Raw genomic sequence first — 16,177 nt, 5'->3', positions numbered from 1 at the left:
CGGGAAGCAAGTACCGGGGCAGCCAGGCATTCGGGTTCTCCGCGGCCACCGCCGAGAAGCGCGACCACAGCGCCCCGCCGCCGGCAGCTGCTCCTTGGGACCGCGCCCCGAGCGATGCCGGTTGGCCGATTCCAGGAGTGGATACATCAGGACCGGAGCCCCGAGGCCGACCGCCGATTCGAGGCCGCTGTTGCCCGGACGGTCGACACCCACCACCCGGGTCGGCGCGCTCTCCGTGCCCTGCACGGGCCACTGCGGCCGCACCCAGCCTGGCCATCGATCCGACCGATCCCGAGGCGGCCGCCCGGCTGGCGCGCACCCACATCGCACCGATTGCCACGGGGTTCAGCGCGGAACGATAGGCCTGGTCACACAGCCCGACGTGCTGTCGCCGAGTCCGTCTCGCCAATAAAGCGCGCTATCTCAGCGAGCGCGGCCCAGCATCGATGCGAGGCGCCCACCTCAGAGTTCGATGCACGGGGCATGGACGGGTGAGGGGTAGGCCCGGAGCGACACCCGGGCAGTTCGGTCACGGTTGCCTGTGAGTTGTTTACGCGTCCATCGAAAGTCCTGCCTCGCCACCCGGGTGGTCGGCACAATTACCTAGCGGCTGTTGATCATCCGCAGGAAATTGCGGCAAACCACACATAGTCGACTTCCCGGGCAGGCGTGCATCCGTTGCCCGCCATGGTTTTCCGGCTAGCACCAAGCCTGGAGGGCACATGCGCAGAGCGAAATCCATTTCGCCTTCAACTGCCGCGGGCACCGGGATCTCGCGAGGCGCGTTCCTCTGCGGTGCGGCGGGAATCGCATTGGCCGGGTGGGGATTCACCGGTCACTCCGATGCCGATCCGGTCGCGAGCTCCTCCGCTCACGGTGCGGCGAAACCGAATTGGAGCAGGCTGGAACGGGTGATCCGGGGTCGCGTGGTCCGGGTCGGCGATGCCGACTACGGGGCGGCGAAGCAGGTTTTCAACACCCGCTTCGACACCGAATCACCCACGGCCGTGGTGCAGGTCGCGAATACCGCCGATGTCGTCGCCGCCATGAGTTTCGCGGCCGAATACCGGCTGCCCGTGGCCGGGCGTTCCGGCGGGCACTCCTATGCGGGCGTGTCGTCGGCGACCGGCGCGGTGATCATCGACGTCCGGCAACTCACCGGGGTGAATGTCGATGCGGGACAGGCGGTTGTCGCACCCGGCCACACCCTGTACGAGGTGTACCGCGAACTGGACCGCTCGGATCTGACCATCCCGACCGGTATGTGCCCGGATGTCGGCATCGCCGGGCTCACTCTCGGCGGCGGCCTCGGCTTCGAATCCCGTGCCTACGGCGTCACCTGCGACCGGCTCACCGGGGCGACGCTGGTCCTGCTCGACGGCACCATCGCCGAGATCTCCGAAACCTCCCGCCCGGACCTGCTCTGGGCGCTGCGCGGCGGCGGGTCACTGTGCGGGGTGGTCACCTCGCTCACCTACGACACCTGCCCCGCGACCGCGAAAGACCTGGTGCGCCTGACCTTTCCGGGCGACAGCGCGGACCGCGTGATCGCGGGATGGTCCACCTGGCTGCAGTCCGCGGACCGCTCCCAGTGGGCCGACGTCAGCATCGACGCCGACGGCAACGGCAGCCTGGACTGCTGGATGCAGATGGTCTGCGCGGCCGGGTCCGGCGGGCAGGCCGCGGCCGACCTGACCGATGCGATCGGCATCCAGCCGCTGAGCGTCGACACCCAGACCCTCGATCACATGGACACCATCCTGTACTTGGCGGGCGGCAACCCCACCTCACCGCGGGCATCCTTCACCAACGGCTCCGATGTCGTCACCGAGCTCACCCCCGACGCCATCGCCCGCATCATCGAAGCCCTCACCACCTTCTCGAAGGCGGGCGGCACCGGCTGGGTGCAGATCAACACCCTCGACGGTGCGATCCGCGACACCGGGCCCACCGGGACGGCCTTCCCCTGGCGCAACCACGCCGCCCTCGTCGAATGGGGCGCCTACCAGCCGATCCCACACGACACCGCGCTGGCCTGGGTCACCGCTGCCCACAAGCTCTTCGCGCCGGTCTCGGCGGGCGCCTACGCGAACTATCTCGAACCCGGCGATCCGATGAGCCGCTATTACGGACAGAATTACCCGCGCCTGGCCGCGCTGCGCCGAACCATCGACCCCGACAACCGAATCCATACCGTGCTGACGGCCTGACCGGAAGGGCCGACCCGCATCGGGCGGCGGCGGATCAGCTCAGCAGGGTGCGGGCGTACCAGTCCTTGGTATCGGTGACGCCCGGGAGGACGAAGAAGTAGCCGCCGCCGAAGGGCTGGACGTAGTCGGTCAAAGGCTCTCCGGCCAAGCGGGTCTGGATGGTTTCGAACTGGCGCTGGATGTCCTGCTGGAAGCAGGTGAAGATGTGCCCGGTGGCGAGATTGCCGTTCGGGTCGACGCCGAGGTCGTAGTTGTAGGAGCGGCGCAGCAGCTGCTGGTCGGCGGTGTCGGGGGTGCGGGGGTTGGCCAGGCGGATGTGGGCGGTGACGGGGGTGACGGTGGCGTCGGGATCGGCGGCGTAGTCGGGGACGTCGAATTCCTTGGTGCCGTCCAAGGGTGCGCCGGATTCGCGGCGGCGGCCGAACATGTTCTCCTGCTCCGCGATCGAGACGCGGTCCCAGAACTCCACCAGCATGCGGATGAGGCGAACCACCTGGTAGGTGCCGCCCCGGGTCCACGCGGGCTCGTCGGGGCTGTCGGCCCAGATCAGGGCGGCGGCGTCGGAGCCGGTCGGGTTGGCGGTGCCGTCCTTGAAGCCGAGCAGATTGCGGCCGGTGCCGGACGGCCGCGGCGGGGAGTTGTAACCCTGGATCTTCCAGCGCAATTGGATCCCGCCGCGGGTGTGGCGGGTGAGATCACGGATGGCGTGGTGGATGGTGTCGGGGTTGTGGGCGCACAGCTGCAGCAGCAGATCACCGTGCATCCAGGCCGGTTCCGGCGAATCGTCGGGGAAGATCCGCATCGGCGTCAGGTGCGCGGGCTTCTGGGAAGCCAGCCCGTACCGCTGATCGAACAGGCTCGCACCGACACCGGTGGTGACGGTCAGGCCGTCGGCCGGGATATCGGGGCCGAGGACGGCACTGTCGGCGGGCGGGTGGCTCGGGCCCAGATCCGGCGGCGGGCCACCGGCGGTGAGGGCGCGGGCGCGTTCGGTGAGCGTCTTCATCAGGTCGGCGAGTTCGGCCCGGTTGGCGGCGGTCACGTCGAACGCGGCGAAGCAGGAGGCGTTCTGGCGATCGGCCGGAGCCGGGGTGAGAATGCCCGCCTGATGCGCGCCGTGGAACGGGTAGGCCGGTGTGGTCGTGGCCTGCCCGCCCGCGGCGGCGTCCACGCGGGCGCCCTCGACGAGAACGCCCGCGGTCAGGGCGGTTCCGGCGGCGCCCGCGGCGGCGCCGGAGAGGAAACGACGGCGGCTGACAGTCATGGTGATGGCCTCGGTCCTTCGTAGAGAGTCAGTTCGCTTTGGTTTCCAGCAGCCGCGGCACCCGGTCCAGCGCTTCCAGGGCCGCGCCGATCGCGGCGAGCACCGCCTGCCGGGCGGCCTGCGGCGTCTGCGCGGGCGCGCGCCAGCGGCCGTTGTCCTGGGTGGCCAGCAGGGCGGCGCGCAGCCGGTCCAGCTTGGTCCCGAGGTCGGGGCGCAGCTGCGGATCACGCTCGTCCAGCGGGACGGCGAGCTGATCCAGGACGGTGCGGGTGACCTCGACATCGGCCAGCGTCGCCGGATAGGCCGCGCCCGCGCCCTGATCGTCCAGGCCCGAAAGGTGGTCGCGCAGTGCGTCTTCCAGGATCTCGTGGGCGCGCACCGGCAGGGTGGCCGGATCTCCGGCGATATCGGTACTGGTCAGCTTGTCCCCGATCGCGGCGATATCCGCGGTGAGCTTGTCGACCACGGGCAGCAGCTGGTCGGGGCCCTGGCCGTGCCAGAGGCCGTACTCGAGGCGATGCAGACCGGTGAATCCTGGATCGTTGACGCCGTCCGGCAGGCCGCCGGGCAGCCCGTCGACCGCGGTCCCCGCCTCGCCGAAGCTGTTGTACGACGCGCCGACCCGCTCCCACTCCTGCAGCGCGAGCAGCCAATCGGCCTGTGCGGCGGGGATATTGCGCGCCCGCAGATCCCGGCCGACCGTGCCGACGGCACCGGTCAGACGGGTCAGCACGCCCCGCACGTACGCCTGGTAGGCCTCGTTCGGCCCACGCAGTTCGCTGGCGCGCGCGGGTTTGAAGGCCGGGGGCGCGTCGGTCTGCGGACCGGTGGCCTGCACGCGCGGCGAGGACAGCGACGGGCGGCCCGACATCAGGCAGACGATGGTGTAGCTGCCCGGATTCAGGGTCGCGGTCAGCTCGGCGGTGGTGCCGGGACCGATGTTCTCGATCTCACCGGCCACCGCACCGTCCGCGTCGACCAGATCGATCTCACCGGACTTGCCGGACGTGTTGTGCACCGCGATGGTCTGGGTGCCGGTGTGCGCCGAGGTCCATTCCGGCGCACAGGCATCCGCGGTCACGGTGACCGCGCGCGTGCTGTTCGAACCACCGGACGGCAGCAGGGCGATGGCGGTGCCGGCGGCCAGCACCGGGACCAGCACCAGGGTCGCGCCGACCAGCACCGGACGCGGACCGGCGATCCGCTCCCACCAATCCGCGTGCGCGGGTTCGGTTTCCGGCCTCTTTTCGGTGGACACGGCTTCCGACTTCGTCGCCGGCTCGGCCTCGGTCGCGGGGGTGCGACCCGCCCGGACGAACAGCGGAATCACGGTGGCGAGGTAGGCGATCCACGCCACCACCTGCAGCACCGTCATCTTCGGCGACAGGTTGGTGATGCCGGTGATGATCGAGACCCACCACGAATTCGGGTCGACGTGCGCGGTCAGGTCGAACGCGATCCAGCGCGCGCCCGGCAGCCAGCCCGCCTCCTGCAGGTCACCGAGGCCGTAGGCGAGCACGCCCGCGGCGATCACGATGAGCAGCACGGCGGTCCGGTTGAAGAAGACGCCGAGGTTGAGCCGCACCGCACGCCGGAACAGCAACCAGCACAGCGCGATCGCGATGCCCAGTCCGAGGGCCGCGCCGACCAGCGGGGCCGCGGTCGACCCGGCCGCCTTGATGGCCGTCCACACGAACAGCGTGGTCTCCAGGCCCTCGCGCCCGACGGCCAGGAACGCCGTCACCGCGAGCACGCCCGCGCCCAGTCCGGCGGCCCGCGCGACCTCGCCGCGCAGCTGTCCCGACAGCGACGCCCCGGTCCGCCGCATCCAGAAGATCATCGCGGTGACCAGGGCCACGGCCAGCACGCTCAGCACGCCGGCGACGGCGGCCCGGGCCGAACTGGTCAGTGCGGCAGTCGAATACGTCAGCACGGCGGCGAAACTCCCCGCCACCGAGATCGCGCCGAGCACGCCCAGCCAGACCGGCGTGGTCGAGAGCGGGCGTTCGGGTGTGGACAGCCGGCGCACGGCGGCCAGCAGGATGGTCACCACGAGCCCCGCCTCCAGGCCCTCCCGCAGGCAGATCAGCAGATTCGGCACAGCCTCGGCAACACTCACGGCTGCCAAGGTAAGCCATACCTACATGCCCGTCCACTCCACCCCCGTCCAGCACACCGACTCGTTATCGCTGGTCACGCTCCCGACACCGGCCCGGTACGAAATGATCAAGCCAGAGTGCAATTGGCACCTGCTCACGCGAGCGGTGACCGGTGGTGGCGGTGCGCTACCTGCCCGGACGCCGACCGGGCAGAGTCCAGGTCCGAAAGACGATCCAGCGCATCGCCGCGTACATGAAGATGCCCTCGCCGAGTCCGCCGAGTATCCGGGCCACGCGGTAGTCGAGGCCGAGCGCTGCCACGCCGCTGGTCACGCCGAGGATGAACACCAGGTAATTGATCGCGACCACAACGACGTAGACCGCGACCTGCGGGCCTACTGCCGCGTGCGACTCGAAGTTGAGCGTGCGGTTGAGCAGGTAGCTCAATCCGAATGCGGCGCAATAGGCCACGGTCACCGCGATCGGCAGCGCCAGCCCGAGCGCCCCGTGCAAGGCGGTGAGAACCACCAGATCCACGGCGAAGGTGCATCCGCTCACCAGAAGATAGCCCGCGAAGGTCGGCGCTACCAGCCGCCCCAGCCCGAAGGGCAGCCACGCAACCAGCCGGTCGCACACCAGGTGGAACCAGCGAACCGCCCGGGCCGGTCGCGCCTCCGTCTCCATCCGCATCCGACCACGGTGGCATTGCAGCATGACCGTCAGGTGATCACCGGACCAACTCCGGCCGGTCGATATCCATGAGCCGCCGAGGTGCCGACGTGGTCGTCAACTCGATTCCTGTTCCCTGCTTCCGAGGGAATGCAGGTAGGTGCGAATGAATGCTGCCGCCTCGGACACGCTGCGGAAGTGTTCGAGGGCGGCGTCGGGTGAGCTGGGCTGCTCCGGCGCGAGAAGCACGGTCGCCCCGGGCGGGCTGAGACCGCCCTCCCGCAGGTTCGCGAGCAGTGCCATCACGAGGCCCGCGTGGGTAGCCCGGCCCGCCACCAGAATCCGCTTCGTCTGGATGCCGATGGTCAGCAGTTCCCGGTATGAAACTGTCAGCTGAGCCGTCCGGTCACGCTCCGCCGCCGGCCCGCGCCGGCGACGCCGTGCGAGAACCGGACACCCGGTCGTCCGAGCCAGGGCCGCCGCGTCCGTCTCGCGAAAGATACCGGGACCGAACATGAATCGCGGTTCGTGCGGGAACAGGATCACACCACGTGTGATCAGCGCCCCGATGTCGCCCGTCCATGTCATGCTCGCCCCGATCGGCGCCGGATCGGCAGCGGTGATATGCCTCGGATTCTTGCGCATATTCCTTCGATTCTCGCTAGAACCAGCGCTGAAAAATCCTATCGCGCAATCATTCCGAAAATAAATCCGAATTTCGGACCGATTCACAAGCACAACTTGTCGATCGAGCACGGTGGATTACCCTCTGGAATCCAGGCCATAGAGGTGCATACCCGGCAGTTGCGCTACTTCACCACTGTCGCCGATGCCTGCGCGCGCCGGCTGCCGTTGCCCCGGAATCCGGCCGGCGCCGATCGTCGACGCCGCCCCGAACCAGGTCGCGGCGTATCAACGCACGGACGGCAGCGCCTCGGCTCTACTCCGATATGTTCCAGCAGTTTTCGCACCGACACCGCTCGAAGACGCTGGAGCACAACACGGTAGAACAGTAACCAGAATTTCGAGTGGATTCGAAAGCGTTCGTTGTCTATCGGCCCCGCAATTGATGTCCGTCGGACACCAATTGCCAACGATGCGAAGTGGGAATTGAGCCGGTAGCGTCTGCCGCGCCGCTGTGCCGTACGCGACACTCGGCGGGGTGTGGGCCGGAAGTGCTGACAGACAGGCTGAATGGAGATTCTCGATGGGTCGTGGGTTCGGTACCGCGAATCGGCGGACGGTGCTGGGGTCGATGCTGGCCGCGGGCGCGGCGGGGGTGGCCGGGCTGCCGGAGGGCATGGCGGAGGCACTGGCCGAACCGGGGCGCTCTGGCTCCCTGGATCAGGTCCAGCACGTGGTGATCCTCATGCAGGAGAACCGATCCTTCGATCACTACTTCGGAACCATGAGCGGCGTGCGGGGTTTCGGTGACAAGCGCGCCCTGCGGCTGCCCGCCGGCGGCTACGACCCGATCCTGCAGGCGGCGATGGACACCGCCCTCGCCGGCGGGCCCGGGACCGATCTGGGCAGCGGGTCGGCGGGCACCGGGAGCGCCAGCGGATCGGCGAGCGGGTCGGCCAGCGGATCGGGCACCGGGAGCAGCAGTGGGTCGGCGGGCGGCGACAACCGGGACGCGTTCCATCAGCCGGATGCGTTCAGCAGCACCGGATTCCTGCTGCCCTGGCACGTCGACACCAGCCGGGTGGACGGACAGGATCTCGGCGATCTGGCGCACGACTGGAACACCACGCACATGGCGTGGGCCGACGGCGCCTACCACTCCTGGATCGCGGCCAAGTCCAAGATGACCATGGGCTATTTCACCGAGGCCGATATTCCGTTCCATCGCGCACTGGCCTCCGCGTTCACCATCTGCGATCACTACTTCTGTTCGATCCAGGGACCCACCACACCGAACCGACTGTTCCACTGGACCGGCACCATCGACGCCGCCGGGCGGGCGGGCGGCCCGGCCGTGTCCAATCCCCCGGACTATCGGCCCGTCTACAGCTGGACCACCTATCCGGAACGCCTGCAGCAGGCCGGGATCTCGTGGCAGGTGTACGCCGACTCGCACAGCGGTGGCGACTTCCTCGCCGACTTCGGCGACAACCCGCTGTGGCTGTTCCGCGCCTATCACGACGCGGCGGCCTCGTCCGATCCCGCAGTCCGCCAGCTGGCCGACCGCGCCAAGGTGACCACCACCGGCATGACGCCCGCGCCGGCCGGCACCGACGGCACCAATGTCGACTACGTGCTGCAGCAGTTCATTTCCGATTGCGCCGCCGGCACCCTGCCGCAGGTGTCCTGGGTGGTCGCACCCGCCGGCTACTCCGAGCACCCCGCCTACCGTCCCGCCGACGGCGCCGCCTACATCCAGCGCGTCCTGCGGGCCCTGTGGGACAACCCGAAGCTGTGGGAGTCGACGGTCCTGCTCGTCAACTACGACGAGAACGACGGCTTCTTCGACCACGTGGTGCCGCCGACCGCGCCGCCCGGCACCCCCGACGAGATCCTGCCGTCGCTGGAGATCACCGGCACCGACCTGAATTCCGGCTCGGCGACGCTCGGGCTGGCCTCGGGCTCGGCGACCATGGACACCCTGATCAGCCGGGCCGGGGCGCTGCTGGGCGGGCAGTCGCCGATCGGCCTGGGACCACGGGTGCCGATGCTGGTCATCTCACCGTGGAGCCGCGGCGGCTACGTGAATTCCCAGGTGTTCGACCACACCTCGGTGCTGCGCTTCCTGGAGCAGTGGACCGGCGTCGCCGAACCCAATATCTCGGCCTGGCGGCGCGCGGTGTGCGGCGACCTCACCAGCTGCTTCGATTTCGGCAAGCGCGACACCAGCATTCCCACCCTGCCCGACGCCAATGCCGAGCGCGCCCGCGCGGCCGGTCAGAAGAACCTGCCCAAGCCGACCCCGCCCTCCCCCGCCGGACAGCAGATGCCGGTCCAGGACGCGGGCCGCGCCAAGGCCCGGCCGCTGCCCTATCAGCCGGTCGCCTGGGTGGAGGTCGCCGGCAACGCCGCGACAGCCCGATACGGCAACCAGGGCACGGTGGCCATGCCGTTCCAAACCTTTGCCTACCACGACAATTCGATCCGCCAGACCGTGGTGGCCCCGGGCGGCACCGCCCAGGAGCGATTCCAGCTCGGCGGCTCCTACGACTTCGCGATCCACGCCCCCAACGGGTTCCTCGTCGAGGCCGCGGGCACCGCCGACACCGCGGTCCTCACCGCCACCGCCGCCGTCGGCGGCACCGCCGATCAGCCCGCTTTCATTGTCACCGTGAGCAATTCCGGCAGTTCGGCACTGACGGTCCAGGTGGGCGGTGGTTCCTCGACCACGATCGACGCCGGATCCAAACGCGACATCACCGCCCCGCTCGACCAGGGCTGGTACGACCTGACGCTCAGCCTCTCCGGAAACCCCAACTGGCGCAGGCACTTCGCCGGTCACCTGGAGAACGGCAGCGCGAGCGGCACCGCGTAGTCGCGGCCGCACGGCCTTCGGATCCGGACTTCCGGATCCGAAGGCCGGCCTCAGGATTCGAACGACGCGGCGCGCCAGCCGGGGAGGGCGTCGGGATTGGCTCGCAGGTATTTGAGGGACTGCTTCATGTAGACGCGGGGGTTGGTGTCGAGGTGGGCCGCCCAGGCGGGGCGGGGGTCGCCGCGCATGACCGTCCAGCAGGCCAGGGCGTAGCCGTACATGGGCTGGGAGAGGTAGCCCAGGCGCTGGGAGCGCCAGCCGCGGCTGTTCTGCGAGAATTGGAACGCCGCATTGGCATTGAAGACGCCGAGGCCGAGGTAGACCGTGGCCAGATCGGTGAGTTGTTCGCCGTCGTGCCGGTCCGGGGCGATTCGCTGCTCACCGAGCAGCCGCTCGTGGGCGAGCTCGTGGGCGACGGTCGCCACCAGGGTGATCGGTGAGCGCAGGCGCGCCAGTTCGAGCGTCACTACCGCCTGTCCGTGCTCCAGCCGGTAGTGCCCGGCCTCTCCGCGAGCCGCGCCCTCCAGCTGCATGAGCTGGTCGGGCGGCGCCGCACCGGCCGAATCGAGTTCCACGACAATGCGATTTCGCCCGACTCCCATGTACCGGACCACCCGCTCCACGACCGCGAGCGCCTGCGGTTCGGCGCCCGGGTAGGTGTCCGGGAAGTAGTCGGAGGTCGGGAGGATGACGGGGGTGCGCAGCGTCCTGGTGCCGAATTGGGTGGCGCACCAGGACAGCATCTCCTCGACCCAGAGCCGTTCCACCTCCCCCACCGGGCAGCGCGGCCTGAAGAAACCCATGCCGCATTATGTCCGGGTCACGCGCGAGATGCGCGGTGAGAACATCGGCGGCGCGTATTCGCCGACCAGGGTGCGAACCCACCAGGCGCGGGTCTCCAGCAGTTCACGGGGACTGGTGAAGCGGTACTCGTAGAGCCGGGCGCGGATGTAGCGGGGCGGGACGTCCGGGAAGGGATTGCGGCGCAGCAGGCACAGGGTAGCGGGGTCGTTGCGCAGCAGGCGCTGGAGGAGGCCGTCGAACCACGGCCGGGCATAGCTGGACGAGTGGGCCGCGAACCACATGAGCCAGTCCAGGCGCAGGTGGTACGGAGCCCACTGGCGGGGCAACCTACGGGGGTCGCCGGGCTTGCCCTTGAACTCGTATTCGCGCCAGTGGGTGTGGGCGGTGAGCGAGGCTTCGTCGGTGCCCTCGACGACCACCTCGTAGCGGATGCGGTCGACGACGCCGAACGCGCCGAACGTATTGATCAGATGGAAAGGATTGTAGGACTGATTCATTCGCTGATGGCTCGACAGCATATTGCGAACCGGCAGGTAGCTGAGCACCACGGTGCAGGCCGCGAAGACGAACACCGGCACCGTGAACCAGAGCGGCGAGTCAGGCAGTGCCGGTGCCGCGGGTATCGGAAACACCTTTGCCGCAGCGGAATCGGAGACGGCGGACCAGGCGAGCACGATGACCAGCCAGTTGAGGAAGGCGAAGTTGCCCGACAGCACCAGCCACAGCTGCGTGACGATGATGATCCCGGCGGCCACGCTCGCGACCGGCTGTGGCGCGAAGAGCCCGAAGGGCACCACCAATTGCGCCACGTGATTGGCCCCCGCCTCGATCCGGTGCAGCGGCCGCGGCAGCTGGTGGAAGAACCAGCTCAGCGGACCGGGCATGGGCTGGGTCTCGTGGTGGTAGTAGAGGCAGGTCAGATCCCGCCAGCAACTATCACCGCGCAGTTTGATCAGTCCCGCCCCGAACTCCACCCGGAACACCAGCCACCGGGCCAGCCACACCACCAGCACCGGCGGGGCCACCCGGTCGTTGCCGAGGAACGCGACCAGGAAACCGGCCTCCAGCAGCAGCGACTCCCACCCGAACGAATACCAGACCTGCCCCACATTGACGATCGACAGGTACAGCACCCACACCAGCAGCCACACCACCACGGCCGCCCACAGCGGCAGCAGATCCGCGACCCCGGCCACCAGGGCGGCCGACACCGCCGCCCCGCCCCAGGCCACCGTCGCGAAGAACCGGTCGGTGTAGTGCAACTGAAAGACGCTCGGCGCCACCCGGAACGGCCGCCGCGCCACGAAACGCGGTACCGGCAGCATGCCGTGTTCCCCGGTCAGCGCCCGGAACTGCCGGGCCGCCGCCACGAACGCGATCAGATAGATGGCCGCGATCCCGCGCTCGATCACCTGCCGCGCGAACCAGTATTCCGGTGCGATGAACCACTCCATCCCGCGCCTCCTGCGCCGGCCGTGTCACCTCGGGCACTAAGTCCGTCCACTTGGAAGCGTACTCACCCCGCGCGCACCGGCCCGGGTCCGCTGACCCGGGCGGCCGTTGACTCCCCGCCCGCCAACGGCCGCGGGCGCAGCCGCTGCGCGGGCCGGACCCGCACACCCCACTGCACAGTTCACTCTTCCGTAGCCCGACGGGTCTGTCTGTCGGATGTTCGACGGACACCGCGGCGTCCGCCGGGATGCCATGCTGGCTCGAATCCGGTTCGGTACCGTGACCGGGTGCTGCGTGAAGCCGACCCGACCCATGCCGCGGTCGCACAGGAGGCGACGTGGCTGGCCATTCGGTTCCGGCACGCCGCCTGCCTGCTGCTCACCGTGGTGTACCTGGCCGGCGGGGCCGTCGATCCGGGCACGGGGCGGACGGTCACCGTGCTGCTGGCGATGTGGTCGGCGGGACGGCTGTGGGGGCGGCGCCTGGGGCCGTGGTGGACCGCGGCCGATGTCGCGGTGGTGGCGATCTACCTGTTGGGCACGGTCAGTGTGGCCGCGTCCGGCGTCGGTACCGGAGACCTCATCGATGTGAAGGTCGTGGCGGCAACGGTGATCTCGGTGGGTATCGCTGAGCGGGTGCGGATATCGGCGGCGGTGACCGTGCTGGTCCTCGCCGCGCTCTACTGGGCCAACCGCGGTACGCCCGGTCTGACGCCGTGGGGCTTCCTGTCCGATCTGGCGGTCGCCTACCTGCTGGTGGAGTGGCTGCTGGCGGTGGGGGTGCGCCGGGTGGTGCTGCGCGCGGCCATCGTGCACGACCAGACCGTGACCGCGGCCGCCGACTCCCGCATCGCCGGTGAGGTCGCCGCGGCCCGCCGGCGCTACGAGCACGAGCAGTGGGCGGTCATGCACGACACCGCCGCGGCCACCCTGCTGATGGTGGGTCAGGGCGCGGCCGCCGATCGCGAGCGCATCGCCCGCCAGGCCGCGCGCGACCTCACCGTGCTGGAGTCGGGAATCCCTCTGCCGGGCGATGATTCGTCGGCCGACCTCTCGGAATTGTTGCGCGAGTTGAGCATCGAATGCTCGGCCCAGGTCACTCTGCGCACACCGGGTCCGCTGCCGATCCGCCGGGCGCTGGCATGGACGGTGACCGCGGCCGCGCGGGAGGCGCTCACCAATGTCGACCGGCACGCCCAGGCCTCGAACGTGGTGATCAGCGCCGGACCCGGGACTCTGCTGATCGCGGACGACGGCATCGGATTCGACGGCACGCCCGGCGAGGACCGGTACGGCATCCGGCATTCGATCGTCGAGCGCCTGCGGGCCGTGGGCGGCGACGCCGAGGTAACCGGCATCCCCGGGCACGGCACCGAGGTCCGGCTGCGCTGGCCGGTCGCCGCACCGGTTGCCGCCGAGGATCATTCGTTCGGCGCACCGGCGGCCGTCTCCGGAATCGACCGGCTCGGGCGCAGTTTCGGGTACGGCATGGTGGGCATCGCGATCGCCGACACCCTGTTGCAGTCGACCCTCACCGCCGCCGCGGCGACGCCCCCGGCGGCGGTGAACGCGCTGCTGGTCGCGGTGAACGTGGCCTGTGCCCTGGCGGCGCTGACGCCGCGCCGCCGCGAATCGGTGACGCTGGTGCTCATGGGCGTGGCGATCGCCGCCTCGCTGGTGCTCATCGCCCTGCTGCCGCCGGATGCCGTACTGGCGGGCGCGAACTGGTCGATCGGCGCGTCCGGCTGGACCGTGGTCGCGCTGGGCTTCCGGCTGCCGCCGCGGCTGTCGCTGTCCGCGCTGAGCGTCTGGTGGGTCCTGGTGTGCGCACTGGTGCCGGCCCGCGCGCCGAGCGTCGAGACCCTCACGGTGCTGGGGTATCACACCGCGGCCATCTTCTTCCTGCAGATGCTGACCGCCTGGTTCGCGGCCACCCTCGATCGGGCCACGCGGCAGGCCACCGCCCTGCATCGGGAACGCCTGCGGCACCGCACCGCCGACGCCGTCGGCCGCATGACCGAGCAGGAGTGCCTGCGCCGCTATCGCGAACTGCTGACCGAATTCACCCCGCTGCTCGCGGGTCTCGCCGACGGCACCCGGGATCCCGGGGACCCGGCCGTCCAGGCCGCCGCCCGCACCGAGTACGCACGCCTGCGCCGCCTGTTCACCCAGCAGGACGGTCTCGGCCACCCGCTGCTGTCCGACCTGCGCACCGGTATCGACGCCGCCGAACGGCGCGGGGTGGCGGTGACCGTCGAGGCGGAGGTCGATGTCGGTCGCGGCATCGGGCCCGCCGGCCGCGACCTGCCCGACGCCGTCCGGGGCCATCTGGTAGCCGCGACCCGGATCATGCTGGACGCCAGCCGTTCCCGTGCCCGGGTGGTGGTGACCGCGGACGCCGCGGGCTGTACCGTCAGCGCGCTGGGCGACTGCCCGGCCGACACGCTGGACCGCCTCTCCACGCTGTCCGGCACCGCCCTCGCCGCCGCCGGGGCGGTGCACACCGAGGTGGTCACCGCGGGCGAATTACTGTGGGCCCGACTGCATCACCGTTTCCAGGTCGAGGGGGCCCGATGATCCGTATCGCCATAGTCGACGACCATCCGCTGATCCGCGACGGCGTGCGCGGCTGGTGCGCCGCGGCCGAGCCGCGCATCGAGGTGGCGGCCGACCATCCGGATCCGGCGGCCTTCCTGGCCGCGGGCGGACCGGACCGCGGCGACCTGGACGCCATCGTGCTGGATCTCCAATTCGACCAGCGCGCACCGGATCTGAGCGCGCTGGGCACGATCTGCGCGCGCGGGCACCGGGTGGTGGTCTATTCCCAGTACACCGAACCCCACCTGGTCCGGGACTGCCTGGACCTGGGCGCGGTCACCTATCTGTCGAAAACCGAAGGGCGCGAACATCTCATCGCCGCCCTGCACGCCGCCGCCGAGGTGCGGCCGTACCTGAGCCCGACCATGGCCCGGGCCATGAGCGCCGACGGCGACGACCGGCCGCGACTGTCGGGCCGGGAACGTGAGGTGCTGCTGGCCTGGTTCCAGACCGAGTCCAAAGCCCTTGTCGCCCAGCAGCTCTACATCACCGTCGGCACGGTCAACACGTACCTGGAACGCATCCGCGCCAAGTACGCGGCGGTCGGACGCTCGGCCCCGACCAAGGCGGCCCTGGTGGCGCGCGCCATCCGCGACGGCCTGATCACCACCGACGAGCTCTAGTCGCCGTCCTCGTCGAGGTCGACGTCTATCTTGTCGCGGTCGGCCCACTCCAGCAGCGGTTCGATGTCGAACACCGCCTCGTCGATGCCCGCGTGCAGATCGCCGAGTTCGGCGTAGCGCGCGGGCACGGTCTTCATGGTGAAGTCGCCGGGGTGCACCTCGGGAATCTCGTTCCAGCGCACCGGAGTCGACACCGTCGCCTCGGGCACGCCGCGCACCGAGTACGCCGCGGCGATGGTGTGGTCGCGCGCGTTCTGGTTGTAGTCCACGAACAGCTGCGCCGGATCGCGATCCTTGCGCCACCAGGCGGTGGTGACGTCCGCGGGCGCGCGCCGCTCCACCTCGCGGGCGAAGGCCAGCGCGGCCCGGCGCACCTCCTGGAATCCGAAGCGGGGCGCGATGCGGACGTAGACGTGTAATCCTCTGCCGCCGGAGGTTTTCGGCCAGCCGACCGCACCCAGCTCGTCGAGCACCTCGTGCACGACCCCGGCCACCTGCTGCACTCGCGACCACGGGCAGTCCGGCATGGGGTCGAGGTCGATGCGCCATTCGTCGGGCTGCTCGGTATCGAAGCGGCGCGAGTTCCAGGGGTGGAACTCGACCGTCGACATCTGCACCGCCCAGATCACGTCGGCGAGCTTCTCGACACAGAGTTCGTCGGCGGTGCGGCCGTAGCGCGGGAAGTACAGCTGGACAGTCGGAATCCAGTCCGGCGCACCGCCGGGCAGGCGTTTCTGGTGGACCTTGCCGCCGGGCAGGCCCTTCGGGAAGCGGTGCAGCATGCACGGCCGGTCCCGCAGCGCGTTGACGATCCCGTCGCCGACGCTCAGGTAGTACTGCACCAGGTCGAGCTTGGTCGCCCCGGTCTCCGGGAAGTACACCCGATCAGGATTGGACACGCGCACCGTGTGTTCGCCGACCGGCACCTCGATCGCCGGTGCGGCTGACTTGCTGGCCACC

The 16,177-nt window shown here is 69.9% G+C and carries 11 protein-coding genes; 4 read left to right on the top strand and 7 right to left on the bottom strand.

Annotated features, from left to right (window positions below; genetic code table 11):
* Positions 1 to 722: 722 nt before the first annotated feature.
* Positions 723 to 2,210: an FAD-binding oxidoreductase gene (locus ACQP1O_RS06985; RefSeq protein WP_433565048.1), complete on the top strand. Its 1,488-nt coding sequence runs from the start codon at positions 723 to 725 to the stop codon at positions 2,208 to 2,210.
* Between the two features lie 34 nt (positions 2,211 to 2,244).
* Here ACQP1O_RS06985 and efeB read toward each other — a convergent pair whose 3' ends face one another.
* From efeB to ACQP1O_RS06965, 4 genes are all read right to left on the bottom strand, one after another.
* Positions 2,245 to 3,474: an iron uptake transporter deferrochelatase/peroxidase subunit gene (gene efeB / locus ACQP1O_RS06980; protein WP_433565047.1), complete on the bottom strand. Its 1,230-nt coding sequence runs from the start codon at positions 3,472 to 3,474 to the stop codon at positions 2,245 to 2,247.
* 28 nt (positions 3,475 to 3,502) lie between these two features.
* Entirely contained in the window at positions 3,503 to 5,593 is a 2,091-nt protein-coding gene (gene efeU / locus ACQP1O_RS06975) for an iron uptake transporter permease EfeU (protein ID WP_433565046.1), read from the bottom strand.
* Positions 5,594 to 5,759: 166 nt separating this feature from the next.
* The gene (locus ACQP1O_RS06970) at positions 5,760 to 6,263 is read right to left on the bottom strand and encodes a GtrA family protein (protein ID WP_433565045.1); all 504 of its coding nucleotides are present in this window, start codon (positions 6,261 to 6,263) and stop codon (positions 5,760 to 5,762) included.
* Positions 6,264 to 6,359: 96 nt separating this feature from the next.
* Positions 6,360 to 6,998, bottom strand: coding sequence for a hypothetical protein (locus tag ACQP1O_RS06965; protein ID WP_433565044.1), 639 nt, complete (start codon positions 6,996 to 6,998; stop codon positions 6,360 to 6,362).
* 451 nt (positions 6,999 to 7,449) lie between these two features.
* On the opposite strand from ACQP1O_RS06965, the gene ACQP1O_RS06960 reads away from it, so the two are divergent.
* Positions 7,450 to 9,741, top strand: coding sequence for a phosphocholine-specific phospholipase C (locus ACQP1O_RS06960; RefSeq protein ID WP_433565043.1), 2,292 nt, complete (start codon positions 7,450 to 7,452; stop codon positions 9,739 to 9,741).
* A 50-nt stretch (positions 9,742 to 9,791) separates the two neighbouring features.
* Here the strand turns inward: ACQP1O_RS06960 and ACQP1O_RS06955 are convergent, their stop codons facing one another.
* Both ACQP1O_RS06955 and ACQP1O_RS06950 read right to left on the bottom strand, forming a co-directional pair.
* Positions 9,792 to 10,544 (bottom strand): hypothetical protein, encoded by a 753-nt coding sequence (locus tag ACQP1O_RS06955; RefSeq protein WP_433565042.1) that lies wholly within the window; start codon positions 10,542 to 10,544, stop codon positions 9,792 to 9,794.
* 6 nt (positions 10,545 to 10,550) lie between these two features.
* Positions 10,551 to 11,999 (bottom strand): lipase maturation factor family protein, encoded by a 1,449-nt coding sequence (locus ACQP1O_RS06950; RefSeq protein WP_433565041.1) that lies wholly within the window; start codon positions 11,997 to 11,999, stop codon positions 10,551 to 10,553.
* Between the two features lie 285 nt (positions 12,000 to 12,284).
* Between ACQP1O_RS06950 and ACQP1O_RS06945 the strand changes: the two genes are divergently transcribed.
* Both ACQP1O_RS06945 and ACQP1O_RS06940 read left to right on the top strand, forming a co-directional pair.
* Positions 12,285 to 14,573 (top strand): hypothetical protein, encoded by a 2,289-nt coding sequence (locus ACQP1O_RS06945; RefSeq protein ID WP_433565040.1) that lies wholly within the window; start codon positions 12,285 to 12,287, stop codon positions 14,571 to 14,573.
* Positions 14,570 to 15,217, top strand: coding sequence for a response regulator (locus ACQP1O_RS06940; protein ID WP_379387733.1), 648 nt, complete (start codon positions 14,570 to 14,572; stop codon positions 15,215 to 15,217). The genes ACQP1O_RS06945 and ACQP1O_RS06940 overlap by 4 nt, the downstream gene beginning before the upstream one ends.
* On the opposite strand, the gene ligD is transcribed toward ACQP1O_RS06940, so the two are convergent.
* Positions 15,214 to 16,176, bottom strand: coding sequence for a non-homologous end-joining DNA ligase (gene ligD, locus ACQP1O_RS06935; RefSeq protein WP_433565039.1), 963 nt, complete (start codon positions 16,174 to 16,176; stop codon positions 15,214 to 15,216). The genes ACQP1O_RS06940 and ligD overlap by 4 nt on opposite strands.
* Between the last annotated feature and the right edge of the window lies 1 nt (position 16,177).

This window comes from Nocardia sp. CA-151230, from assembly GCF_050942175.1.
GTDB lineage: Bacteria > Actinomycetota > Actinomycetes > Mycobacteriales > Mycobacteriaceae > Nocardia.
This window is presented reverse-complemented; position numbering and strand designations above follow the sequence as displayed.